Genomic DNA, 22,117 nt, shown 5'->3' with positions numbered 1-22,117 from the left:
TTCATGAGCTTTCTGTGAATATTGCTTCCGCTGGTTACTAGTGAGCCTAAGCGCGGCCCTGCTGCAGCCATTCCAAAGCGGCTCGCTCATCGGTAAACTGAGCACCGGCAAATGGCTTGTCGTCGAAGTAACTAGCGGGAGGAAAGGCCGCATCGGCCTCCGCATCGCGCATCAGCACGGGGGCTAGCACGTAGGCCAACCGCGTACGGCCGCCCAGCCGCGGGTATAGAGTAGGCAAGAACTCGGTCAGCATCCAGTGGGCTCCTTCGCGGTGAGTGTTGTAGCGGCGGCGCGCATCAATAAGCCACTGCCGGCAGCGGCAGGTGGTAGCAGCTTCGCGCAGGAGCAAGTAGCCCTCACACATTTCTTCCAGCGAAACAGGGCGCATCCAGCGGGCTACCAGCACATCCTCCTCCGGGCGGTACGAAAGCGTAAAATAGTCGGGAGTAACCGGCAACATAGCAGCATGACAAAAGCTCACGTAAGTAGTAGCCCAGCCAAGAGGCCGGGCTACTACCCGTTTTGTGGTACTAGCCCTACCCTCGCTCCCCTAACGGAGTGTTGGGCAGGAGCTAAGGCCCCTACCGGCCGAAATCGTCCTGCACGCGCACGATATCGTTTTCGTCGGATGGCTGGGTAGCGTCGGTGTGCTGCCAGATTTCGGCTACTACTCCCCAGCCGTCAAGGCCTACCAGGCGGTGCCGCTCACCCTGTTGCAGCGTGATAAGCTGACCAGGAGCGTATGATAGCACTTCGCCCTGCTCGTCGGTGGGGCTGGTAGCCACGCCCACGGGACCCTGCACCACGCGCCAAATTTCGGCGCGGCGGTGGTGGTACTGCCACGATAGGCGCGCTTGCGGAGCCACTAGCAGCATTTTGGGGCTCAGCTTACCGGAAATTTTAAGCTGCTCAATGGAGATACCGTCGAAATATGTGTCGGCAAACTGCTGAGCCTGATCTTCTTGGATAACGAAAAACCCGCCCCAGGGGCGCGTGGCATCTACCGTGGCTACTGTGAAGCCCTGCTGCTGCAAGGTGGCGGCTACTTCCTGAAAAAGAGCGTCTTTGGAGGCGTTATCGGTTTTCATGGGAAAGGTGGGAAGGAGAAGGCAGCAGGGCTGCCAGGTGCAGGGACACAACAAACATCTGCGCAACCAACGGTCCTGGTTGCGGGCTCAAATTATGGATAAGCGCCGTACGCTACACTATGCCACCCGAATAAACCCCGCGGCAATGCTCCAGTTTGCAACCTTCACCCTGGGTTTCTTCTTTGCGTATGCACCTAGGTTTTCTTTTTCTCGCTGAGCTATGATTCCTTTAATTGCCTATACACCCCGTATGACGCTGCTGGCGGCTAGCCGGGCACTTCTTACCGCTGAGCTTACCAAGCCTCGCTACTTCCCCATTTTGCTGGGCGCAACCATGCCGGCCCACTGGCCCCCGGGCGACTATGACGAGAAAGCCATGCGCTACTTCTTGGAGCAGCTGACGGCAGGCGGGCGCGATGCTGCGGGCTGGTACGGCTGGTATGCTATTCTAAAGGCGGGCGCGGAGGTTGCCCAGAACACTCTGGTAGCTACCGGCGGCTTCCACGGCCCCCCCGATGCAAACGTCAGCGCCGAAATTGGCTTCTCCGTAGCCGACGATTGGCGCGGGCGGGGCATAGGCACCGAGCTAACCGCTGGCCTTGTAGCTCATGCCGCCCAAACGGGTATGGTGCGCCGCCTCACCGCGCGTACCACTTCTGATAACGCAGCGGCCCAGCGCGTACTTACCCACAATGGCTTTACTCTGTTGCCTACCCCCGATGCGGAGTACATCCACTATGAGCGCGACATTACGCCAGCGCTACCGGCGTAGCAGCTACTTGGGGCGCTCAGTCTTATTGCTAGGGTATTGGGGGTTCATTGCCACAAGGGCGTCGCGTAGCAGGCGAGCTACCTCGTAGGCTTTATACCAGTTCTGGTCGGCGGGCACAATATGCCAGGGGCAGCTAGCGGGGCTACAGTGCTCAAATACGTCTTCGTACACGGTGCGGTACGCGGGCCACTGCCGGGCTTTTTCTTCGTCGCCGGCTTCGTATTTCCACTGTTTGGCCGCATCGGTTACGCGTTCTTCCAGGCGCTTGCGCTGCTCCTCCTCCGATACGTGCAGGTAGCATTTGAGCACCGTAGTGCCGGCTTGTTGCAGCAGCTTCTCGAAGGCATTGATGGCTGTAAACCGCCGATGTGCTTCTTCCGCTGGGATGAGTCCCGCTACCCGGGTAATCAGCACGTCTTCGTAATGTGAGCGGTTGAAGACGTGGAGCATTCCACGGGGTGGCACCTGCTGGTGCACGCGCCACAAAAAATCGTGGGCTAGCTCCAGTTTAGTGGGTTCCTTAAAAGAATGAACGCGCACACCCTGCGGATTTATGCCGCTGAACACCCGTCGGATAAGTCCGTCTTTACCACTAGCATCCATGCCCTGAAGCACCACGAGCACACTACGTCGGTTTTCGGCATAGAGCCGGTCTTGCAACTCAATCAGTTCCTGCTTAATGCGCTTAAGCTCGCGTAGGGTGGCTTCTTTGTGCAAGCTGCCCGGGGCCCGGGTGGCAAGTTTGGTGAGGTCGGGAGTAGAGCGCGGCATAGTAGGGATAGGTAAGGTTCAGTTATTCTGTACGCGCCTACGCTTGCCATGGCTACTCAGAGCTGGTTTCCTGCTACTTCTGCTTTCCCTCTTTTACATGGCGCGCTAAGTAAGAAACCGCCCGTACTGGATGCCCTAGCTTTCTTGCGGGGTAGTGGGTGGCGGAGTGCCTTCATCCGTAGCGGGAATTTCGGCGCTGGCGCCCAGTGCAGCTAGCCGCAGCCCGTCACCTGATACGTAGCGCAGTTGGCTGAATGTCCAGCTTCCTGGAAGTCGTGCACCAGCCCTTCGCCGCTCACTTCGGGCGTGAAAATGTCGGTGGTGGTAGTCAGAACTACTACGGGCTGAATAGGTAATGCCTCCAAGGTGGCCCGACGGTCTATTTCGGGCGGAAATACGGAAGCGTACAGTAAGAGCTTGTCGTAGTGGGTGTTGCCGGCGGCCAGCCACCGACAAGCGGCGGCGGCACCTTGGCCGTAGCCTAATACCGTTACCGGGGTGCCGGCTGGGCAAGCGGGAAGAACCTGAGCGGCCAACGAATCTAGATAGGCCGTTAGATCATCCATATCTATCTCCAGCGTTTCTGGCGAAAACCATGCAGCGGCGGTTGTTTCGGTGGGGGCACTGTCGGCGGCGGGTAAGCCAAACCGAGATAAGCCTTCTGGCAAAATAAGTAGGCGCTCCGGCGTGTCTAGGTTGACTAGCTGGGCGGCGAAGTCGCTGAGCAACTGACCCTCCCCGTGCAGGCAAAACCAAATGTGTTGCACGGCAGGGCCCGGTTCACCTAGGCTGATATAACGAGCAGTACGAGCGGTTGTAAAGTGTTGGGGCAGCATAAGGTTGGCGTTGGTACAGCCCTTGGTATACGCAGCATTCGCCAAAGAGTCGGCCCGGAGGACAACTACCGCAGCCCGCATTCGGCCATAATGTCTTAAAAACAAGCATAACGGCAGGCGTAAGCGACATTTTGACCGAAATATCGTCTTGAAAGCGCATAGGGCAGGGTGGTACGTGGTTTGCAATACCCCATTCACCACATAGAGAGGAACCAACTCATGAATCTTATCAGCAAGGACTTCATTCACAACATCGCTCCGCAACTCAATCTGCTCAATACTTTGGGCGGCGGGATTGCTCAGCCAGTGATGCGGGTAGACGAGCGCGAGAAGGGCGTGATTGTGCGGATAACCATTCCATCGGTAAACCCCAAGAACTTTCACGTAGTGCTCAACAACAACCACCTGACGGTGTATGCCGACTACCGCCATACTCCTGAAGATAAGCTAGTAGCTCCCCTGTTTACGCGCACCCTGGCACTACCCGCCAACCTGGACCAGAACCGCATCGACGCAGTGTTTGAGAATAACGAGCTGCATGTGCGCATTCCCTTCCGCAACACGGAGGCCCAGCAGCGCGAAATTGACATCAAGCAGCGCTAAGCAATCTGCTCAGCTGCTCATAACGCCGGGACCGACCGGCACCATGTCTCACCAGCCACTACCCAGGTAGTGGCTTTTTTATGCCCTTACGTTTCTGAATGTGGCCTAATCGAACAGGGGCCACAGTAGCACGAAGCCCGCCAGCAAAGACAGGTAGAACCACCCCATTAGCTGCCCGCGGTAGCGACGGGGCATTCGATTACTGAGCACTAACACGGCTACTACTACCAGCGTGAGGTGCAGCAGCAGAAATACCACCGTTTTTACCCAATTGCTTACTATGGTGTTTTCGGGCTGAAATTGGTTGGTCATACCTAAGCCAGAGGTGGCAAACCGCAGCAAGTAGTAGGCTCCAGTTTCAAACAGCACAAATAGTCCAAACCCCAGCAGCAGCGCCCCACCCCCAGATTTTTGCGAAACATCGGCCATGAGGTGGGGAGCTAGAGAAGTAAAGACAATGAAATGTGAATGGCAGCCTTACTTTTTGGCAAGTACCTCGGCGGTGCGCGTACGAATGTAGAGTTCCTCTACTTTCTCACGGGCCCAGGGCGTGCGCCGCAGAAACGTTAGGCTAGACTTGATGCTCGGATTCACGGCAAAGCAGTTGATGCGGATGCGACGATCTAGCTCGGGCCAGCCGTAGTGGGCCACCAGATACTCCAGAATTTGCGCGAGGGTGATGCCGTGTAGCTCACGAATAAGGTGACCAGATTCGTCGCGGGCATCAGGTAGGTTGGCGTAGTCAGGCATGGCAAAGCAGGAGCTAAAAACAGTACGAAGGTCGGAAAAAGGCTGGTTTTTACCGATTGATGCGCTTCCATGGGCACCAGAAGAATACATTGGGGCGTTACCTTTGGCATGCCTACGCTCATGAACACACCTCCTCGCTCCACCGTTCGTCGCGGCGCTATCCGGCGCCAGGCCCTACTGCTTGTTGGGTTGCTGCTGGTGCTAGGCCTGCTCATATTCTACGGCCACTACCGTCGGCAGATCAACCGCTACGCCCGGCGTGCCTACGCGGGCTGGCGCGCTAACCACCTCACGGGCCGCGAAAAAACACCCCTGCTGGAAGGCTACTCGGTGCACGGTATTGACGTATCGGCCTACCAGGGGCGCATCGACTGGCGCGAAGTAGCCGAGCACCGTGTGCGCTTCGCTTTCATCAAGGCCTCGGAGGGTGTTACGCTGCGCGACTCGCGCTTCCAGCGCAACTGGGAGGGAGCCCGCGCAGCCGGCATTTACCGGGGCGCCTACCATTACTTTCAGCCAAACTCCAACCCCACGCGTCAGGCAAACCTGTTTACGGATATCGTTCCCCTGCGCCCCGGTGATTTGCCGCCGGTGCTGGATGTAGAGCACGCCAAGTTTCACGATGTAGCGCAAATGCGGCGGGGAGTAGCTACCTGGCTCCGCCTGGTTGAGCGGCACTACGGCGTGCGGCCCATTCTCTACTCCAACTACAGCTTCTACCGCCGCTACCTCGCCGGCCACTTCGATAAGTACCCGCTGTGGCTGGCGCACTATGAGGTAGACCAGCCCCGCCTTCCGCGCGAGAAGTGGATTATTTGGCAGCACTCAGACGAAGCCTACGTGCCCGGCATCCGGGGCACGGTAGATTTCAACGTGTTTCAGGGCAACTTTGAGCGGCTGCTGGCACTCCGCATTCCGGCCCCCGCTCAGCCTCCGACCTCCAACTAAGCCTCTTGGCCTATGCAACTTCCTTCCGTATTCTGCCACCTACGCCGCGCTGCGTTGTGCCTACCCGCCGTTGTGCTAGTAGCCTGCGCGGGGTCGGGTAGCGGGGCCTTTACCCAATCGGGCAAAGCATCGTACTACGCCGACAAGTTCAAGGGTCGGAAAACAGCCAGTGGCTCGGTGTATCGCCCTAGCAAGCGCACGGCGGCCCACAATACGCTGCCTTTTGGTACGGTAGTGCGCGTAACGAATCCGCGCAACCACCGCTCCGTAAAAGTCACGGTTACTGATCGGGGACCCCACGCCAAGGGCCGGGTGATTGACCTTTCTAAGCGTGCCGCCCGTAAAATTGGCATCCTCGACGCGGGAGTGGCTCCCGTGCAACTCAAAGTGGTGCGCAAGCCTCACTAAGCCCCACGTGTAGTCTCGTTTCCTTTCCTACTCCCGACATCCCTATGCGTATCCGCAAAAAACTTCAGTGGACACCGCCTCCCACCACCGCCGACCGGTTTGTGCGCCTGGGCGCTTTCGTGAAAGCAGCCGAAGCCCAGGGCTGGACGGACGCGGAAGTCCAGTTTGTAATTGACGAGTTGGTAGAAGCGCGCGACGACGCTGAAGTCACGCTTATTCTCGACGACTACACGCAGCGGCGGTAGCGCTTCGCGTTTCCCCGCGCGCAATTCTTCCCTACACAAAAGGCCCGGCTGTAGCCGGCTTTTGTGTATAACTCGGGTGCAAGTGAGGGTGCTACTTGCCTTTCTTCTTAATCTTTGTCTTGCCTTTGCCACCGTCCTTGGCCACTTGCATCAGGCTGTCTTGCTGTGCTTTATAAGCAGCAGTAGTCATGCGCCCAGTTAAGGATACGTAGTCACCGTTTTGTAGGGTAGCACTGGTGCCATCCGTCATGGTAACGGTGCCAGTGGGGCTGATTTTGGTGCCGTTCACCAGCGTAGTTTCGGTGGTTAAGGTTTCGGTGTGCGCGTCGCGCGTCATCATCACCTTGCCATCTTGCATCAGGAAGCCATCCTTCATGGTAGCGCCCTTCACTACTACTTTTTGCTTGGGCTGAACGGGCTTGCGAGCAGGTAATTTGGTTTGCGCCTGAGCGCTGAGCGTGCCAAGCATAGCAGCGCCGCCACGGCCAGGATAGGGGATTGTTTCATACGTACAAGTACTAAGGAATGTGAGAGAGGTATAGCTGGACAGCTAGTGGTCTAAAGTACAAACAGCCGGCCAAACTTATGCCGACGGTATGCGGCAGCAACCTCAATCAGGTGTGGTTCGTTTCAAAAGCAGATGGCACTCTAGCGTTGCCTCTGGCCGGAACTGGGTCGCCCCACCCAGGCGCGCAGGCTGGCTAGGGCAATGGTGCCTGTATTGTTCTGCTTTTTGCTTAACAGCGTGGACTACAAAGACTACTACAAAATCCTGGAGCTCGACAAATCGGCTACGAAGGACCAGATCCGCAAGCAATTTCGGAAGCTGGCTCGTCAATATCACCCCGACGTCAACCCTAACGACCCCGAGGCGGAGCGCAAGTTCAAGGAAGTAAACGAAGCGCACGAAGTACTGAGCGACGACGAGAAGCGCCAGAAGTACGACCAGTTGGGTGCCGATTGGCAACGCTACCAGCAAGCTGGCGGCGCTAGCCGCGGTGGCGCTGGCGGCGGCTTCGACTGGTCGCAATATGCTCAGGGAGGCGGCCAGGGCTACGGCGGGTTTGGCGGCAGCACCGGCGACGACCCATTTGGAGGCGCCGATTTTTCGGACTTTTTCAGCTCCATGTTTGGGGGCATGGGCGGTGGCCAAGGCGGCGCCCGCCCCCGGCCTGGCCAAGACTACCAGGCGGAATTGGAACTTACCTTGGAGGACGCCTACCAGGGTGGCCCGCGCACCCTCACCATCAACGATAAAAAGCTCCGCGTAACCATTCATCCGGGGGTAGATGACGGGCAAACCATTCGGCTGCGCGACCAAGGCGGGCCGGGCCGCAATGGCGGACCGGCCGGCTCCCTCTACATCACTCTGCGCATTACCCCCGACGCCCGCTACACGCGCACTGGGCAAGACCTCACACTGGATGTGCCCATTAGCATCTATAAGGCCCTGCTGGGCGGCGAGCAGGTAGTGGAAACCTTATCCGGGCCGGTAAAAATTAACATCAAGCCGGAAACGCAGAACGGCACTCGGCTGCGCTTGCGTGGTAAGGGATTTCCCGTGTACCGCAAGGAGGGTCAGTTTGGCGACCTATACCTGCGGCTGGCCCTGACACTGCCCCAGCAACTCACCGACCAGGAAAAGGAATTGTTCCGCCAGCTTGCCGCCCTGCGTGAGTAGACGCTTACAGCGCCTCCAATGACCTGCCTGGTTTCATCGGCCCAAGCAACCCCATCTGCTACGAAAACCGACTAGCTTCTATGGAAATGCATAGTATCACCATCACTTTTCGGGAGTGTGCTACCACTTACGGTCTCAGCGAAACCGACGTACGGGAGTTCGTGGATATGGGCCTGCTGCAAGCTTCTACCGACACGCCTAATGCCCTGCAGGAAGAGCCCGACCATTTGGTTCGCTTGGCCCGTCTCCACCACGAATTGGCCCTGAGCAAGGACAGCCTAGGCGTGGTACTGGACATGCGTCGGCGCTTGGTGCAGTTGCAGCAGGAGCTGCGCCAGCAGCACGCCCGCGTGCGTCAACTAGAGCTTTTTTTACGCGGCTCGGCCCCCTTGCTTGATGCCGACCTGCAATAACGAACAGGGCGTTACCAGAGCAAATTACTACTGTTAAGCTTGCGCAACAATGCTGGCTACTCCAGACTAGCTCCTGTCTGAAAGTCAAGTTGACTTTGCTTGGTACAACTTTTCCCCTCAGAGCAGGTATAACCTCCCATACCAGCCTCCGGGCCTTCTATCTGCCACCTTTTTTCCATCATATATGCTTCCACGCATTCCCCTATCAAAAGCGTTAGCGCTGGGGGTGTCGGCTTGGGCGTTAGCCCCACTCGCCTCTCACGCCCAGACTGCTGACCGCAAAACAGCTATTGGTATCAACGTTAGTGCCATGCAGTACAAGGGCAACTTTGGCTCTGACTACTGGAACTGGAGCGAAAACAAGTACGCCCCTGGCATTACCATCAGCCAGTACCTTTCCAAAGGGCTCGACTTGCAGTTGAGTGGTAATTATGTGGAGTTCAAGAAGACGGCCCCGGCTGGCAACCCCTACTACGGCAGCAACTTTGCTACCAACGTAGTGAACGTAAACCTGGGCTTGAAATTCAAGCTGCTGAAAGAAGAGTCTTTCATTCGCCCTTACCTGCTGGCCGCTCCCGGCTGGACGTACACGAGCCGTGAAGGAACCATTTTCCGGAACAACCAGACCAACAACACCGACCAGGACAAGAGCTACTTCGATCTGTTTGGGGCCGCTGGCTTAAGCTTCCGCCTCGGCGACGCCGTAAGCTTGTTCGTGCAAACTGGCCAGCACATTCCGCTGAACGCCAACATTGATGGAGTGCAAACCCGCGACGACAACAAGTGGGACGATAAGTTCTTGCAGCACACCGTGGGCCTGAACGTGGCTCTTGGCAAAGTAAAGGATGAGGATAACGATGGTGTACCCGACCGCAAGGACAAGTGCCCCGGCACGCCAGCTGGCGTAGCCGTGGACGCCAATGGCTGCCCCCTTGATGGCGATGGCGACGGTGTTCCAGATTATCAAGATAAGTGCCCCACCGAGAAAGGTCTGGCCAACCTAGAAGGTTGCCCCGATCGTGATGGTGACGGCATCCGCGACAGCGAGGACAAGTGCCCCGACACGCCCGGCAAAGCCGAGCTGCAAGGCTGCCCCGATGCCGACAACGATGGTGTAATTGACCAGAACGATAAGTGCCCCAACACACCTGGCGGCGTGAAGGTAGATGCCAGCGGCTGCCCCGTAGATACCGACGGTGATGGCGTGCCTGACTACCAAGACCGTTGCCCGAACCGTCCGGGTCCGGCTTCTAACAAAGGCTGCCCCGAGATGAAGATTGAGGAGAAGAAGCGCCTCCAGGAAGCTACCAAGTACATTCAGTTCGAGTTCAACAAGGCTACGCTGAAGCCCATTTCGTTCCCGACCCTTGATGGCCTGGTACAAATCCTGAACGATTACCCAGACTACTTCCTGGGTATCTCGGCCCACGCTGATAATGTTGGCAACGATGATTACAACCTGCGCCTGTCGGATGAGCGTGCTGCTTCGGCCCGTGCCTACATGCTGCGCAAGGGTATCCCAGCCGACCGCATTGTATCACATGGCTACGGTGAGAGCAAGCCCATTGCACCAAACACCACGGAGCTGGTCGTGCCCTCAACCGCCGCGTAGAGTTTGACGTGTACCTGCCCGGTGACCCCAACCCCGCAGAAACCAAGTACGGTCCGGCCCCGGAAATTCCGGCGGCTCCTGCTGCGGCCCCAGCCAAGGCGGCGCCCGCTAAGAAAGCTCCGGTTCGGAAGGCTGCTCCCCGTCGGAGGTAATCCGGCTCTAAGCTAAGCCCCTACTGCAAAGCGCCCCGCTCATGTGAGCGGGGCGCTTTTTTGTTGTGCCATTTCGCCAATAGTGGGAGTATGCTACCTCATTCGGATGTGTGGAGGGAGGCTATGTATCTTGCCGGGATGCTGAAAACCGTTACGTATTGGCTGCTGGTAGCAGTAGTGCTACTCGACCTAGGGTATTCCTACCTTCAGTACTACCAGATGCCCCTCGATGGCGACCTTGCCGTTATAGCCCTGCCCAGCGAACTGTGTCGCCAAGTACTCCAGGACCCATTTGGGTGGGCGGCCTTCTCCCGGCACGAAGTTTACATTGCACCTAACCGCTTCTTCGCCCATTTGGCCATGCACTTGTACTTCCGGCACGTGCCGTTGTGGCTACAACAGGTCACCGACCCCATTAGCAGCGTGTACGCGGCCTGCGCTTTGTTTAAAACAGCGGTGCAGGCACTCTTATTTTACTTGCTAGGAGTTTACATTGGAGGCACGTACCGGCTAAGCAGCTACTGCCTGTGGTTGGGCGCGGCCTTGGTAGCGCCCCTGTTTCAAGCCAGCGGGTACCAAATGCAAATGGGCATCATCGACCACTCGGTATCCTACGTTTTCTTCTACGCTTTTCCGCTGGCGTTGCTGCTGCTGTTCTTCTTGCCATTCTACCAGGCCGCTTATTTCGGTCAGCCACTGCGCTTATCCTGGCTTGCGATGCTAGCCTTTATGGGGCTAGCCGTGGTGCTGGCCTTCAATGGGCCCATAGTGGTAGCGGCGGCATCGGTGCTATTCCTCGGCATTGGGGTGCATTGGGTAGGGCAGCAGTGGCGTGCTACCAGGCAGCCCTGGTTAGCTAGCTACTGGGTAAGCAGGCTGCGTACCGTGCCAGCAAAGCCTGTTCTTTTGCTCGGATTTTTCGCGGTGCTGTGCCTCTACTCGCTATACTTAGGGCGCTATGAGGCCGAAAGCTATACGCACACCTTGCCTCTCTTCGAGCGGTACCGCCTGTTGCCCCAAGGAGTATACAAACAGCTTACCGTGAAGCTGGGCCTGCCATTGCTCATAGCCTTGCTTCTGCTCAACCGCTACGTATTGCGCCGCCTATTGCCGTTCACGCCCACCACGGAGCGGATTACGCGCGGCATACAATGGCTGGGGCTGTTCGCGCTAGTCTATGTGCTGCTGCTGCCTTTGGGAGGGTACCGCAACTACCGCCCGCTCATTCTACGCCGCGACTCCATACTGCCCATCATACTAGGCATGGTGTACTGCTACGGCATTTCCAGTTGGTATGTGGTACATCACCTTGCCGGCAAGACCCTGCGCTGGTATCTGGCGGCCCTAGGTGTATGCGCTGCTATCTACATGGCGGTTGACAAGCCCCGCATTGCTTCCACCGATAACAACGACTGCGAGCGACTAGCCCTGCAGCAGCTCGCTCAATCATCGGAACCAGTTGTTAAGCTTGGCACCTCCTGCACCGTCATGGCCTTTGAGCAGCTTACCGAGCCCTCCCAATCAGAAAGCAACGCCCAGCTACTAGCCCACTGGCGCATTACGAAGGGTAAGAAGCTCTACTACCAGGCACCGGCTGGTAGCAGCCTGATCATTGCTTACATCCAGTCTACGGCCAAAGCCAGCACCATGCCCGCCACAGTAGCCGCTACTTTGCGCACGTTCAGGCTATGATCGGGACTGGTTTCGAACAAGATGGTAGTAGATACATGCAGGAAATTGCCAGCTACTAAGCCCAGCAAAGCTGCGTACAGCCCGTGCTGCAATAAGTCTTCCAGCACTACGTAGTTGCTGATGATGATACCAGCCGGGCCCGCGGCCGCAAATACTAACAGGTAGGGCATGGCCCGGCTGAACGTCCCTAGGCGTAGTAGCAAAGCGGCCATCAGGGCAAACGCCGCCGGAATGTGATGCAGGGCTACTCCGGCCAGAATAGCGTAGAAGTTCTGGCTTACATCGCCTGCAGCCGGCGTTTTCACCAGTATACTACCCTCCAAGAAAGAGTGTAGCACTAGTGAAAACAAGAGCAGAAATGGCACTCGCCCAGCATGTTCCGTATGGTGATGCACGTGCCCATGCTCCACGCCCTGCGAAAATACCTCCAGCAACAGCTGCCCAAAGAAACCAGCCAGCACAAAGTACCCAACCCGATGCCCCGGCAGCATTTGCAAGGCCTCGGGTAGCAGATGCGTGATGGTGAGGGTAAACAGATAAGCGCCACTAAAAGCCAGTAGTGGCTTCATCCACGTGGTGCGAGCCGTCGGCACAAAGCGGGTTAGCCAACCGGCGCCCAGCACGGTACCAAACAAAGCAAAAACGGCAAACCACATAGGTTGGAGAAACAATAATTGAGTAGCCAGCCTAGTTGGCGACTAGTACTAACCCAGCCGCATTTCCTAAGCGCTACTCATACAGCACCCTGAAATAGTAAAAAGGGCGTTTGCACGCCCTTTCGCAGTAGTATGGCCACAAAACAGGCGCCTACTTTTGCAACAATGCTGCAAAAGTAGGCGCCTTTCTACTCAAATCAAAGTGAATCTGAAGGAGCAGCTTTGGCGGCGGGGTTGGCTTCCAGCTCCATTCCGCATACCGGGCACTTGCCAGGCTTGCTGCTGGCGCTGCCTTCGCAACCCATAGGGCAGCTGTACGCGGCAGCCAGCACCGGAGTTTCGGTAGTACCAGCGGGAGCGGTAGTAGCTGCTTGGCCGGCGGATTTCTGCTCGCAGCCCGTTAGCGTGCTAGCTATGGCCAGGCCCACCACTACCGCAGCGGTTTTCCACAATGCTAGGGCCATATACTACTCCTGATCCTCGCCTTTGGTACCAGCGTTTTGCACGGTCTGAGGAGCCGCTGGGTGATTGGTGCGCGATGCTTCTTCGGAGTTAGCCGTGCGAGCCGCATCAGCCGAAATTTTCTCTTTCGCATTAGGCTCATCCAAAGTCACTTCCGAGCTGATGGGACGCTCAATAGCGCCACCTTTTGCTTGGTCGGCTTCATGCTCCGTGTGCTGGTCAAAGTTGTCGGATGAGCGGGAGCCGGGAGCTACCATATCTACCGATACTTTTTTGTCAGGGCGCCAGTCAGAAGGTTCGGTGCTGCACGCGTTCAGGGCGAGCGTGGCCAGAGCTAGGGCAGAAAGCACGAGTTGCTTAGTCATGAGAAAAGAAGAATGAGCTACGTAGTTAGTTGAATGACGAAAAGCGCAGACCGAAAGTTGGCTTACGCGGCGGGTTGGGTAGGCAAAGCAGGCAGCAAGTTCTTGCGGCGCAGCATGGCCTCGAACAGTTTTTGGTCGTTGCCGCCTTTAAAAATCCGGTCGGGCACTTGCACAAAGATGGGCGTTTCGAACGTCTTGGCAGCCCAGCGGCGCCAGCCTTTGATGTCTTCGGGCAGTTCGTCGGGGCCTTTCAGGTTGAGGAGGTAGCCCCCGTCTTCACGCTGCACGCTACCAATCATATCCCAGGTTAGGCGCATGCCTTCCCGCTCGTTGCGGCGCAGCACAATTTGCTTATTGTCGAACTCATAGTTGAGCTTTTCAAACAGCGGCTTGCTTTGCTCCATCTGGGTGGCTCCAGTAATCTGAGCTGAACGTAGCAGCACGTACAGCAGCGTCAGAATAAACGCCGAGGCCAGCCACCACCATGAGGGCCAAATAAGTACTGGCAGCAAGCCCAGCACGAACGGAATAACTGCGTACCACCACTCCTTGCGCCACACCCGGCCCATGGCAATGCGCGTGTACGTGTCGGTATCGAGCTGGTGCTTTTTGGTGACAATAGCCAGCGGCGAGGGTCCCTGCGGCTGCGCTTGTTGTCGGTAGTTGCCGCGTTGGTTGGGAAGTTGCATGGGTGATATGGAAAACACGTGGAACGAGCCGATTATGACAGCGGTAGGCCAGCTACCCGCACGTAGTTACACCACGTGTGCTACCTCTTCGGCTACATTCAATTCACTAGAAAAGTTAGTATGCTTTTAAACTCATGTCGAGGCTCTTGGTAGAGTGCGTAAGCGCCCCCACCGAAATGAAGTCTACCCCGGTTGCCGCAACGTCTGCAATGATTTCTTCCGTAATACCCCCGCTCGCCTCAAGCGGCAGGCGACCGGCTACCAAAGCTACTGCTTCACGCAGCATGGGCGGGGCCATATTATCGAGCATGATTCGGCTGATGCCGCCCACTTCCAGCGCCTCCTGTACTTCAGCCAGGGTGCGGGTTTCTACTTCAATGGGCAACTGACGGCCGGTGCTGGCCAAGTAGGCCTGCGTGGCTTTCACCGCCTGCCGAATGCCGCCAGCGTAGTCGACGTGGTTATCCTTCAGAATAATCATGTCGAACAACCCGTAGCGGTGATTTACACCTCCACCAATCAGCACGGCCCACTTCTCGCAGAGCCGGAAGTTAGGCGTGGTTTTGCGCGTATCCAGCAGCCGGGCCTTGGTACCGCTCAGCAAAGTAGTGAGGTGGGCTGTGTGCGTAGCAATACCACTCATGCGCTGCATGCAGTTGAGCACAAGGCGCTCGGCGGTCAGAATGCTGCGAGAGCGTCCTTCTACCGTAAAGGCAATGTCGCCGTACTGAACGCGGGCTCCATCAGCCAGAAGCTGCTCTACTTGAAGTTCCGGGTCTACCTCTCGGAAGATGAGGTGAGCTAGTTCTACGCCGGCCAACACGCCGGCATCTTTCACCAGCAGGTGGGCTCGGTTGCGGGCTTCAGCGGGTATGGCGGCCTGGGCTGAATGGTCGCCATCACCCACGTCCTCGGCTAGAGCCGTGCGGATGAAAGTAGAAAGAGCTTCCGGCGTAAGGTAAGATGGGGTTTGCACGGCGCAAAAATAGCAAAAACAGCCCGATTCCCGGCCCTACCCTCTTACCTCATTCTACTTACCGGAAGTTACACACTGCCAGCCCACTACTAGGTCTTTGTGAATGCCTACCCTCCTTAAGGCGAGTAAAACCCCTCGTGTGGGATGCAGGCTAGGATATAGACATAAAAAACGCGCCGCAGAAAGATCTGCGGCGCGTCGGGAGAGAGAAGAGTAGGGAATTTATTCCTTCGAGAAATCGATTGTGCCAATCTTAAGAGCACCACTAACTGATTTCATCTTGACAAACATGCGGTAAGTACCATTTTTGCCAGCGTACTTACCTACTGCATACGGGGTACCCTCATTGCTTCCCCCGTAATGGATAAAATCAAAGGAAGCGGGGCTATTCTTAGCGAAGAAGTCTTTCATGACAAACTCGGCCTGCGTAGAGCTATAGCTTTGCTTGTCTCCGTCGAAGCTGAGCTCTACCGTAGGAGCGAAGTACTCAGCTAGTTCGTGTGAGGAGCTACCCCTGATGGCATTGCGAATAGGGGCGAAGGCTTCCCCCTGGGCCTGGACACCTACTGACAACAGGAGACTCCAGAACAGGACGAATACCAGGAAAAAAGTGCGTTTCATGCTAGAGTAGAGAATTCGTCATGCAGTTTGCGAAAACTATGCCAATCATATAGTAGTACAAGTATTTTCCCGCCAAGTCCACTACTCCAGGGCTAAGTTAGGGAAAATGCGCGCGTTTAGGCGGCACCCGTATATCTTTGCACCATGAACAAACAGGTATTGTTGGTAATTCTGGACGGCTGGGGACTGGCGCAGAACAAAGAAGTATCGGCCATTGACCAAGCGCGTACGCCTTATGTCGACTCGTTGTTTCAGCGTTTTGCGCATAGCAAGTTGCAAGCCTCCGGCGAGGCCGTAGGATTGCCCGATGGGCAAATGGGTAATTCTGAGGTGGGCCACATGAATATTGGGGCTGGCCGCGTGGTATACCAAGACCTTGTCCGCATCAACAAATCTATCCGGGAGCGTAAGCTGGCAGCTATGCCCGCCCTACAGAAAGCGCTGGAATATGCACGCGCTAACCAGAAGCCGGTGCACCTGATGGGTCTACTCTCCGACGGTGGCGTGCACTCTCATATTGAGCACCTGAAAGCTCTGTGCACCATTGCCCACGACCAGGAGGTGCACAAGGTATTTATTCACGCCTTCACCGACGGCCGCGACACCGACCCCAAAGGCGGCGTGAACTACGTAAACGACCTGGAGCAACACTTGCAGCGCGGGGCTAGCGGCAAAATTGCTACGCTAGTTGGCCGTTACTACGCTATGGACCGCGACAACCGCTGGGAGCGGGTGAAGCTGGCGTACGACCTGCTGGTGAACGGTAAGGGTACGCCTTCCCAGAACCTGATCCAAAGTATGCTCGACTCCTATAAGGAGGGAGTTACCGACGAGTTCTTGAAGCCTATCATTAAGGTAGGAGCCGACGGGCAGCCCCTGGCTACTATTCAGGAGGGTGACGTGGTTATTTGCTTCAACTTCCGCACCGACCGCGGCCGGGAGATAACACAGGCGCTGACCCAGCAGGACTTTCATGCCTATGAAATGCACCGGCTCAATCTGCACTACCTCACTATGACCAACTACGACGCCACGTTTACGGGCGTCACGCCAATCTTCGAGAAAGACAACCTGGAGAATACTTTAGGTGCCGTGCTGGAAGCAAATGGCAAAACCCAAATTCGGATTGCCGAAACGGAAAAGTATCCGCACGTTACCTTCTTCTTCTCAGGAGGCCGCGAGGCGGAGTTCGACGGTGAGAAGCGCATCATGCGCAACTCGCCAAAGGTGGCCACCTACGACTTACAGCCGGAGATGAGTGCCTATGAGCTACGCGATGCATTGGTACCGGAACTACAAGCCAAGTCGGCAGACTTTGTGGTGCTTAACTTTGCCAACACCGACATGGTAGGTCATACTGGCGTGTTCGAGGCGGCGGTGAAAGCAGCCGAGGCGGTAGATGCATGCGCCAAGGATGTAGTAGAAACGGCCCTGGCTAGCAACTACTCGTGCATCATCATTGCCGACCATGGCAATGCGGACATGATGGTCAACCCCGACGGCTCGCCCAACACGGCCCATACTACCAACTTGGTGCCCTGCATCTTGGCTGACAACGACTACCGTGGCACCTTGGCCGATGGTAAGCTCGGGGACATTGCGCCTACCGTTCTTCAGTTGATGGGCTTACCCCAACCAGAGGTGATGGGTGGTCAGAGCCTGCTGCGTCCCGAAAGCACACCGAATGCGTAGCTCTTGGCTACTAGTTAGCTTGCTGCTACTCGGGGCTTGTGGGCCGGGCGAGGATACCACCGTGCGCCTGAACCCAGCAAACCGCAAACCCGGCTACTTCGATGTCAAGGGCTTCCTAGACCAGCAAGTAGCATTGCTTAATCAGCGCAAGCCGGCAGTAGATAAACAAGTGGAGTTGCGCAACGGGCAGCTAGAAACCACGCGCGTTGCCCAAACTGATTGGAGCAAGGAACTACAGATCTTTTACCAGGCCGACATCAACAAGCCGGCCCTACGCAATGCATACACAATAACACCCTCAGCTTATTCCGCTGGGGGTGTGCAGCGCTACGCGCGCAAACCTGGCGTGGAGGGTACCGTAGAGTCGCTGACGATTAACGCAGCCAACGGCACGAACCAGGTGCAAGAGCTTACGGCCATTATAAAGCAGGATAATGCCCTGTTTTACTCGGAGAAAAAGCTCCGTTTGTCCTGCACCCAAGGCCAAATAACGAGCTACGAAGTGACCGGTGTGCAGAAGCTTGTTCTATTTGACTCCGTGCGCTATTCCGTACGGACGCGGGTGCTGTAAGTCGAGAACCTCAGGTTTCCCTGGGTAACAGCATGGCTCAGTGATTACGCTCAACCAATTTCTTAGTGGTTGAGCTCAGCGCCTTATCTTAATCCAAGTACGGTTCTACGTGTACGGCGCTTAGCCGGCCGCCCTGGTACAGAACCGACACATAGTTGGTGCGCTCGGTATCCCCGATGCGTAATTGCTCAGAAACACCCGTAGCCGGACGGTGCGCGGCTTCCATGCGCGTACGTAGGCGGCGAGCGTATGAAGGCTGAAAGTTTGTAATGGCAGCGTCACGCAACAGGTCTTTTTCCGCCGCACGGTAAAACTCAAAAGTATTGCCTTGATGGCGCAACAAAAGCACTGTATCTACCTGCCCAGCCTCGTGCAAATTGCGGCAGGGCCGACGGGCTACTACTTTGCCTCCATCCAGCAGTAGCTCTGCTACCGTTGGCTCGGCTCCAAAGGGTTGCCCAGCCAAAGAATCATTGGTGAGACGAACCAACCGGGCCGTTGTTACCCCAGACCGACTTGGTGCACCGGCCGTGTGCGCCGTAGCGGTTGGGTTTATTTCGGCCTGCTGCCTGCTAGAATTCCGGGGGCCTTGCTGATCAGGACCCAGCAACGCCGCCGCGTACAGTAGCGCAGCTGATAAGGACGTGGCAGAAGTAAGCAACAAGGCAGTAAGCATGACAATAGGCGAATGAGCTTCGCTCGTTTATACGCAACTACTTCGCCAATGGCTTGCCTTTGTGGTAGTTCGTCGCCCAGCAGTGGCCCTGGGGCGTCCAACTGGTGCTACTGCCCCATGAGTGTGGCAAGCACCCAGCGCCGACCGCCATGGTTCCGGTGCTCGCCCAAGTAAATTCCCTGCCAGGTGCCCAAAGCCAACTCTCCGTTGCTGATTGGAATGCTCACAGCATGCCCCAGCAGGCTGGCTTTGATGTGGGCTGGCATGTCGTCGGGGCCTTCCATCGTGTGGCGAAAATAGGGCGCGTTTTCAGGTACAGTACGGTTGAAAAACTGCTCAAAATCGTGGCGCACGGTGGGGTCCGCGTTTTCGTTGATGCTCAAGCTAGCCGATGTATGCTGAATGAAAAAGTGGGCGGTACCCATCCGTAGATTCTCTAGCTCTGGCAGCTCAGCCACCAGCAAATCGGTAACCAAGTGAAAACCCCGACCGACAGCCGGCAACCGCAGGCGCTTCTGAATAAACTGCATAAGGTTATGGATTTACCCGCTCGTACGCACCTACGTCGGGGTTGTTCGCGCTGCGGCGGCGGTTTAGCAGGTCGATGGTAGTAGGCAACGGTACGCCCTGGTTAGAAGCGGGCGAGAGAGTATCCAGCTGATAATCGTAGCCCTTGCCGCGGAAGCGAAACGGAGTGCTTCGGAAGATACTACGTCTCAACTCACTCGGGTTCAGTATGTTACCATTTTTACTTTGGTCTAGTGCTCCCCCTTTTGCGTAGTCTTTGGTGCGCAAGAGGCTATGGCTGATGCTGATGTTGCTAGCGTACTGCTCTCCATCAATAAAGGCCAGTTCATCCTCAATAGAACCCCACACAATGGAGTTGCGCATGATAAAACTGGGGGCTACGGCTGGCTGCGTCACCCCGTTGATTTTGATAGTTGAGGCCAGTAACACCGAGGACGACTCCCGCCGAAACTGCGGGGTATAGTTTGCAATGGTGCAGTAGTCAAACTGGTAGGTGCCACCCTGCACGGCCCACACGGCATATTCGCCGCAGTTTGTGAGCAAGGTATTGTGCACCGTAAAATCGGCGGAGATACCCAGAATACCAGCACCTTCCAAGGAAAGCCCTCCGTTGGCAAAAGCTAGTTTGGCGCTGGATATATTTTTCAGCACCGTATTCTCCACCAATATGTTAGGACGCGGCAGGGTATTGTTTGGGTTATAGGCCAGCAGGCCAAATGCGCTGTTCTTAATTTCAGTGTAGCGAACTACGTTGTTGCGGCTACCTTGGTCAAACTCGATACCCCCCCACTGGCCCGGCACCTCGTTGTACACCTCCTCTAGCCGGTCGCCCTGAAAGCGCACAATGTTCTTATCATCGGGTTTCAACTCGCCGGTAGGCGCATAGGTGGGGTTGATGAGCAAGCGTCCTTGCACCACCAGAAAGGCGCCCGAATGGCTGTATATACGAGTACCTGGCTCAATCGTCAGGGTGCAGTTGGGGCCCACCCGCGCGTAGTCGTAGATGACATGGGGCTTGTCGGCTGTCCAGACGGCATTGCAGGGCAACGTTTCAGCGGCGTGGAAGTAGGCATTTTGCCCGTAGCTCAGCACTTTCACCTGCTGGTTGTTGCCGTTGGTGCGGAAGCGTAAGTCGTCCTCCACAATAAAAGGCCTCGCGTCGCCGGCCGTAGGGTCTACGGTAGCACTCACCAGCACCAACAAGCTGTCTTTGCCCCTAATTTCTACGTTGTTAGCCGTACTGCCAGCATCGCCATTAATAAGGAGGTTGTACGTTACCCCTGGACGACCAGTCAGGCTGATTTCCTCCACCCGCACGGCACGCGGGTTGCGGTTGTACACCCACAGGCGCTTGGTTACCGTGCCCACCGTCACAAATACGGTGTCGAACTTCACCGTATCGGCGGAGAATTCGAGCTTGGCACTGCTATCCGTCGTGATGATGTCTTCCTTGGGTTCGCACCCTGGTAGCAAGGCCAAAGCGGAAAAGAAAAGCAGCAACGGGAGTAGAAAGCGCATAGAATGGCAAGCTAAAAAAGAACGTCATGCCGCGGGACGGTGCATCTCAGGTGCTGACGTTGTAATACTATTGATTACTACCGTAGCGAGTAGATGCGTCGTTCCTGGGCATGACGTTCTGGTGCGTCTGGGAAGACAAACGTGCGGCCAGCCAAGTTATTACGCTACGCCTTCCTTAAGACGTTCAGCGCTTTCAGCTAGGCGAAGCTGCTCCACAAAATCATCAATGTTACCGTCCATTACGCTGCTCAGGTTATACACCGTGAAGCCTATGCGGTGGTCCGTTACTCGGCCCTGGGGGTAGTTGTAGGTGCGAATTTTGTCTGACCGGTCGCCGCCGCCAATCATGCTCTTGCGGGCCGCACCTTCGGCTTCGTTTTTCTTGGCCAACTCAATCTCGTAGAGGCGCGAGCGAAGTACCTGCAAGGCCTTATCGAAGTTCTTGAGCTGTGATTTTTGGTCCTGGCATTGAGCCACCAGACCAGTAGGAATGTGGGTGAGGCGTACGGCCGAGTAAGTTGTGTTTACTGACTGACCACCGGGACCCGACGACATAAACAGGTCCTTACGTACGTCGTTCATGTCGATTTCCACGTCCAGTTCCTCGGCCTCGGGCATTACCACAATAGAAGCTACGGAGGTGTGAATGCGGCCCTGAGTTTCGGTGGCGGGTACGCGCTGCACGCGGTGTACCCCCGATTCAAACTTGAGCTTGCCGTACACATCTTCGCCCTTCACGGCGAGGATAATTTCTTTGTAGCCACCAGAAGTACCTTCCGTAGCATCAATCAAATCCATGCGCAATCCGTGCTTTTCGGCGTAGCGCATGTACATACGCTGCAAGTCGCCGGCAAAGATGGCAGCCTCGTCGCCGCCCGCTCCGGCCCGGATTTCCATGATAATATCCTTGGAATCGTTCGGGTCCTTAGGAATCAGCAAGTCTTTGATAACGGCTTCCAAGCGTTCCTGCTCGGGGTAGAGCGCTTCTAGCTCATCCTTAGCCATTTGGCGGAAGTCTTCGTCCTTCTCGGTGGAAATAACTTCCTTGGCGCCGTCGATGTTAGCCAGCACATTCAGGTAGGCCTTGTACTCGACAACAATTTTATTCAGGTCCTTATATTCTTTATTGAGCGTCTTGAAGCGCTTCATGTCGCTCATGACGTCTGGATGCGTGAGTTGTTCGCTCACGTCGTTGAAGCGCTGTTGGATGGCCTCTAGTTTATCTAGCATCGTGCCTGCAGAAAAGGGATTGGGAGTGCAAAGGTACGCAAATGGAAGGCGCCCCGAAAGACCGCGGAACTACTTGTGGCAGAGGGCCAGACCGCTACCTTACCACGAGGCTAGCCCAACGGCCCCAAAAAGCACCTGACAGCGCGTTAATCTTTCCGCCTC

Annotated in this window: 29 protein-coding genes; 12 read left to right on the top strand and 17 right to left on the bottom strand. The window is 56.4% G+C overall.

Translation table 11 applies throughout. The annotated features are described in order from the left end of the window. Positions 1–46: 46 nt before the first annotated feature. Positions 47–460 carry a hypothetical protein gene (locus VI25_RS13420; protein WP_045687675.1) on the bottom strand — a complete coding sequence of 138 codons (414 nt, stop codon included), beginning with the start codon at positions 458–460 and terminating at the stop codon, positions 47–49. A 121-nt stretch (positions 461–581) separates the two neighbouring features. Next, positions 582–1,088, bottom strand: coding sequence for a phosphoheptose isomerase (locus tag VI25_RS13415; protein WP_045687676.1), 507 nt, complete (start codon positions 1,086–1,088; stop codon positions 582–584). A gap of 220 nt (positions 1,089–1,308) precedes the next feature. Between VI25_RS13415 and VI25_RS13405 the strand changes: the two genes are divergently transcribed. Then, on the top strand, positions 1,309–1,860 hold the full coding sequence (locus VI25_RS13405; RefSeq protein ID WP_045687677.1) for a GNAT family N-acetyltransferase: 552 nt from the start codon (positions 1,309–1,311) through the stop codon (positions 1,858–1,860). Positions 1,861–1,863: 3 nt separating this feature from the next. Here VI25_RS13405 and VI25_RS13400 read toward each other — a convergent pair whose 3' ends face one another. Together VI25_RS13400 and VI25_RS13395 are read right to left on the bottom strand one after the other, a co-directional pair. Beyond that, complete coding sequence (locus VI25_RS13400; protein ID WP_045687678.1) at positions 1,864–2,631, bottom strand: PPK2 family polyphosphate kinase; 768 nt, start codon at positions 2,629–2,631, stop codon at positions 1,864–1,866. A 212-nt stretch (positions 2,632–2,843) separates the two neighbouring features. Next, the gene (locus VI25_RS13395; protein ID WP_152981614.1) at positions 2,844–3,467 is read right to left on the bottom strand and encodes a hypothetical protein; all 624 of its coding nucleotides are present in this window, start codon (positions 3,465–3,467) and stop codon (positions 2,844–2,846) included. 219 nt (positions 3,468–3,686) lie between these two features. On the opposite strand from VI25_RS13395, the gene VI25_RS13390 reads away from it, so the two are divergent. Further along, entirely contained in the window at positions 3,687–4,070 is a 384-nt protein-coding gene (locus tag VI25_RS13390; RefSeq protein ID WP_045687679.1) for an Hsp20/alpha crystallin family protein, read from the top strand. Between the two features lie 105 nt (positions 4,071–4,175). On the opposite strand, the gene VI25_RS13385 is transcribed toward VI25_RS13390, so the two are convergent. Together VI25_RS13385 and VI25_RS13380 are read right to left on the bottom strand one after the other, a co-directional pair. Continuing rightward, positions 4,176–4,499 carry a hypothetical protein gene (locus VI25_RS13385; RefSeq protein ID WP_045687680.1) on the bottom strand — a complete coding sequence of 108 codons (324 nt, stop codon included), beginning with the start codon at positions 4,497–4,499 and terminating at the stop codon, positions 4,176–4,178. Between the two features lie 48 nt (positions 4,500–4,547). Next, positions 4,548–4,820 (bottom strand): VF530 family DNA-binding protein, encoded by a 273-nt coding sequence (locus tag VI25_RS13380; RefSeq protein WP_045687681.1) that lies wholly within the window; start codon positions 4,818–4,820, stop codon positions 4,548–4,550. A 120-nt stretch (positions 4,821–4,940) separates the two neighbouring features. Here VI25_RS13380 and VI25_RS13375 point away from each other — a divergent pair, with 120 nt between their 5' ends. Genes VI25_RS13375 through VI25_RS13365 form a run of 3 tightly spaced genes read left to right on the top strand, consistent with a single transcriptional unit; the run spans position 4,941 to position 6,421 of the window. Further along, on the top strand, positions 4,941–5,768 hold the full coding sequence (locus VI25_RS13375; RefSeq protein ID WP_161806944.1) for a glycoside hydrolase family 25 protein: 828 nt from the start codon (positions 4,941–4,943) through the stop codon (positions 5,766–5,768). A 12-nt stretch (positions 5,769–5,780) separates the two neighbouring features. Beyond that, positions 5,781–6,176 (top strand): septal ring lytic transglycosylase RlpA family protein, encoded by a 396-nt coding sequence (locus VI25_RS13370; RefSeq protein WP_045687682.1) that lies wholly within the window; start codon positions 5,781–5,783, stop codon positions 6,174–6,176. Between the two features lie 44 nt (positions 6,177–6,220). After that, positions 6,221–6,421, top strand: coding sequence for a hypothetical protein (locus VI25_RS13365; RefSeq protein WP_045687683.1), 201 nt, complete (start codon positions 6,221–6,223; stop codon positions 6,419–6,421). A gap of 91 nt (positions 6,422–6,512) precedes the next feature. On the opposite strand, the gene VI25_RS13360 is transcribed toward VI25_RS13365, so the two are convergent. Continuing rightward, entirely contained in the window at positions 6,513–6,890 is a 378-nt protein-coding gene (locus tag VI25_RS13360; RefSeq protein ID WP_045687684.1) for a DUF6799 domain-containing protein, read from the bottom strand. A gap of 276 nt (positions 6,891–7,166) precedes the next feature. Between VI25_RS13360 and VI25_RS13355 the strand changes: the two genes are divergently transcribed. The 5 genes from VI25_RS13355 to VI25_RS13340 all read left to right on the top strand — a co-directional run bounded on the left by VI25_RS13355 (position 7,167) and on the right by VI25_RS13340 (position 11,971). Then, positions 7,167–8,102, top strand: coding sequence for a DnaJ C-terminal domain-containing protein (locus tag VI25_RS13355; protein WP_045687685.1), 936 nt, complete (start codon positions 7,167–7,169; stop codon positions 8,100–8,102). Between the two features lie 80 nt (positions 8,103–8,182). Beyond that, a complete protein-coding gene (locus VI25_RS13350; protein WP_045687686.1) occupies positions 8,183–8,515 on the top strand; it encodes a chaperone modulator CbpM in 333 nt (110 codons plus the stop codon). Positions 8,516–8,699: 184 nt separating this feature from the next. Continuing rightward, positions 8,700–10,127 (top strand): thrombospondin type 3 repeat-containing protein, encoded by a 1,428-nt coding sequence (locus tag VI25_RS28530; RefSeq protein WP_052695048.1) that lies wholly within the window; start codon positions 8,700–8,702, stop codon positions 10,125–10,127. An 8-nt stretch (positions 10,128–10,135) separates the two neighbouring features. Beyond that, complete coding sequence (locus VI25_RS25200) at positions 10,136–10,279, top strand: hypothetical protein (protein ID WP_161806943.1); 144 nt, start codon at positions 10,136–10,138, stop codon at positions 10,277–10,279. 138 nt (positions 10,280–10,417) lie between these two features. Beyond that, positions 10,418–11,971 carry a hypothetical protein gene (locus VI25_RS13340; protein WP_055562566.1) on the top strand — a complete coding sequence of 518 codons (1,554 nt, stop codon included), beginning with the start codon at positions 10,418–10,420 and terminating at the stop codon, positions 11,969–11,971. Here the strand turns inward: VI25_RS13340 and VI25_RS13335 are convergent. From VI25_RS13335 to VI25_RS13310, 6 genes are all read right to left on the bottom strand, one after another. Further along, positions 11,896–12,627: a ZIP family metal transporter gene (locus tag VI25_RS13335; RefSeq protein WP_045687688.1), complete on the bottom strand. Its 732-nt coding sequence runs from the start codon at positions 12,625–12,627 to the stop codon at positions 11,896–11,898. The two genes, VI25_RS13340 and VI25_RS13335, sit on opposite strands and share 76 nt — an antisense overlap. A gap of 197 nt (positions 12,628–12,824) precedes the next feature. After that, positions 12,825–13,091 carry a heavy metal-binding domain-containing protein gene (locus VI25_RS25630; RefSeq protein ID WP_045687689.1) on the bottom strand — a complete coding sequence of 89 codons (267 nt, stop codon included), beginning with the start codon at positions 13,089–13,091 and terminating at the stop codon, positions 12,825–12,827. A 3-nt stretch (positions 13,092–13,094) separates the two neighbouring features. Beyond that, complete coding sequence (locus VI25_RS13325) at positions 13,095–13,454, bottom strand: hypothetical protein (protein WP_045687690.1); 360 nt, start codon at positions 13,452–13,454, stop codon at positions 13,095–13,097. 62 nt (positions 13,455–13,516) lie between these two features. Further along, positions 13,517–14,143 carry a hypothetical protein gene (locus tag VI25_RS13320; RefSeq protein WP_052695049.1) on the bottom strand — a complete coding sequence of 209 codons (627 nt, stop codon included), beginning with the start codon at positions 14,141–14,143 and terminating at the stop codon, positions 13,517–13,519. Positions 14,144–14,258: 115 nt separating this feature from the next. After that, entirely contained in the window at positions 14,259–15,119 is an 861-nt protein-coding gene (gene nadC, locus VI25_RS13315; protein WP_045687691.1) for a carboxylating nicotinate-nucleotide diphosphorylase, read from the bottom strand. A 222-nt stretch (positions 15,120–15,341) separates the two neighbouring features. After that, on the bottom strand, positions 15,342–15,740 hold the full coding sequence (locus VI25_RS13310) for a DUF4783 domain-containing protein (protein WP_045687692.1): 399 nt from the start codon (positions 15,738–15,740) through the stop codon (positions 15,342–15,344). A gap of 144 nt (positions 15,741–15,884) precedes the next feature. Here VI25_RS13310 and gpmI point away from each other — a divergent pair, with 144 nt between their 5' ends. Continuing rightward, positions 15,885–17,432, top strand: a complete 1,548-nt coding sequence (gene gpmI / locus VI25_RS13305; protein ID WP_045687693.1) for a 2,3-bisphosphoglycerate-independent phosphoglycerate mutase — start codon at positions 15,885–15,887, stop codon at positions 17,430–17,432. After that, positions 17,425–18,003 (top strand): hypothetical protein, encoded by a 579-nt coding sequence (locus tag VI25_RS13300; RefSeq protein WP_045687694.1) that lies wholly within the window; start codon positions 17,425–17,427, stop codon positions 18,001–18,003. Before gpmI ends, VI25_RS13300 begins: the two co-directional genes overlap by 8 nt. Before the next feature lie 88 nt (positions 18,004–18,091). Here VI25_RS13300 and VI25_RS13295 read toward each other — a convergent pair whose 3' ends face one another. From VI25_RS13295 to prfA, 4 genes are all read right to left on the bottom strand, one after another. Further along, positions 18,092–18,679 carry a hypothetical protein gene (locus VI25_RS13295; RefSeq protein ID WP_045687695.1) on the bottom strand — a complete coding sequence of 196 codons (588 nt, stop codon included), beginning with the start codon at positions 18,677–18,679 and terminating at the stop codon, positions 18,092–18,094. A 107-nt stretch (positions 18,680–18,786) separates the two neighbouring features. After that, entirely contained in the window at positions 18,787–19,209 is a 423-nt protein-coding gene (locus VI25_RS13290; RefSeq protein ID WP_045687696.1) for a secondary thiamine-phosphate synthase enzyme YjbQ, read from the bottom strand. Between the two features lie 4 nt (positions 19,210–19,213). Then, complete coding sequence (locus VI25_RS13285) at positions 19,214–20,725, bottom strand: hypothetical protein (RefSeq protein WP_045687697.1); 1,512 nt, start codon at positions 20,723–20,725, stop codon at positions 19,214–19,216. A gap of 159 nt (positions 20,726–20,884) precedes the next feature. After that, positions 20,885–21,955 carry a peptide chain release factor 1 gene (gene prfA, locus VI25_RS13280; RefSeq protein WP_045687698.1) on the bottom strand — a complete coding sequence of 357 codons (1,071 nt, stop codon included), beginning with the start codon at positions 21,953–21,955 and terminating at the stop codon, positions 20,885–20,887. Positions 21,956–22,117: the final 162 nt, after the last annotated feature.

Source organism: Hymenobacter sp. AT01-02 (assembly GCF_000961955.2).
GTDB lineage: Bacteria > Bacteroidota > Bacteroidia > Cytophagales > Hymenobacteraceae > Hymenobacter > Hymenobacter mucosus.
This window is presented reverse-complemented; position numbering and strand designations above follow the sequence as displayed.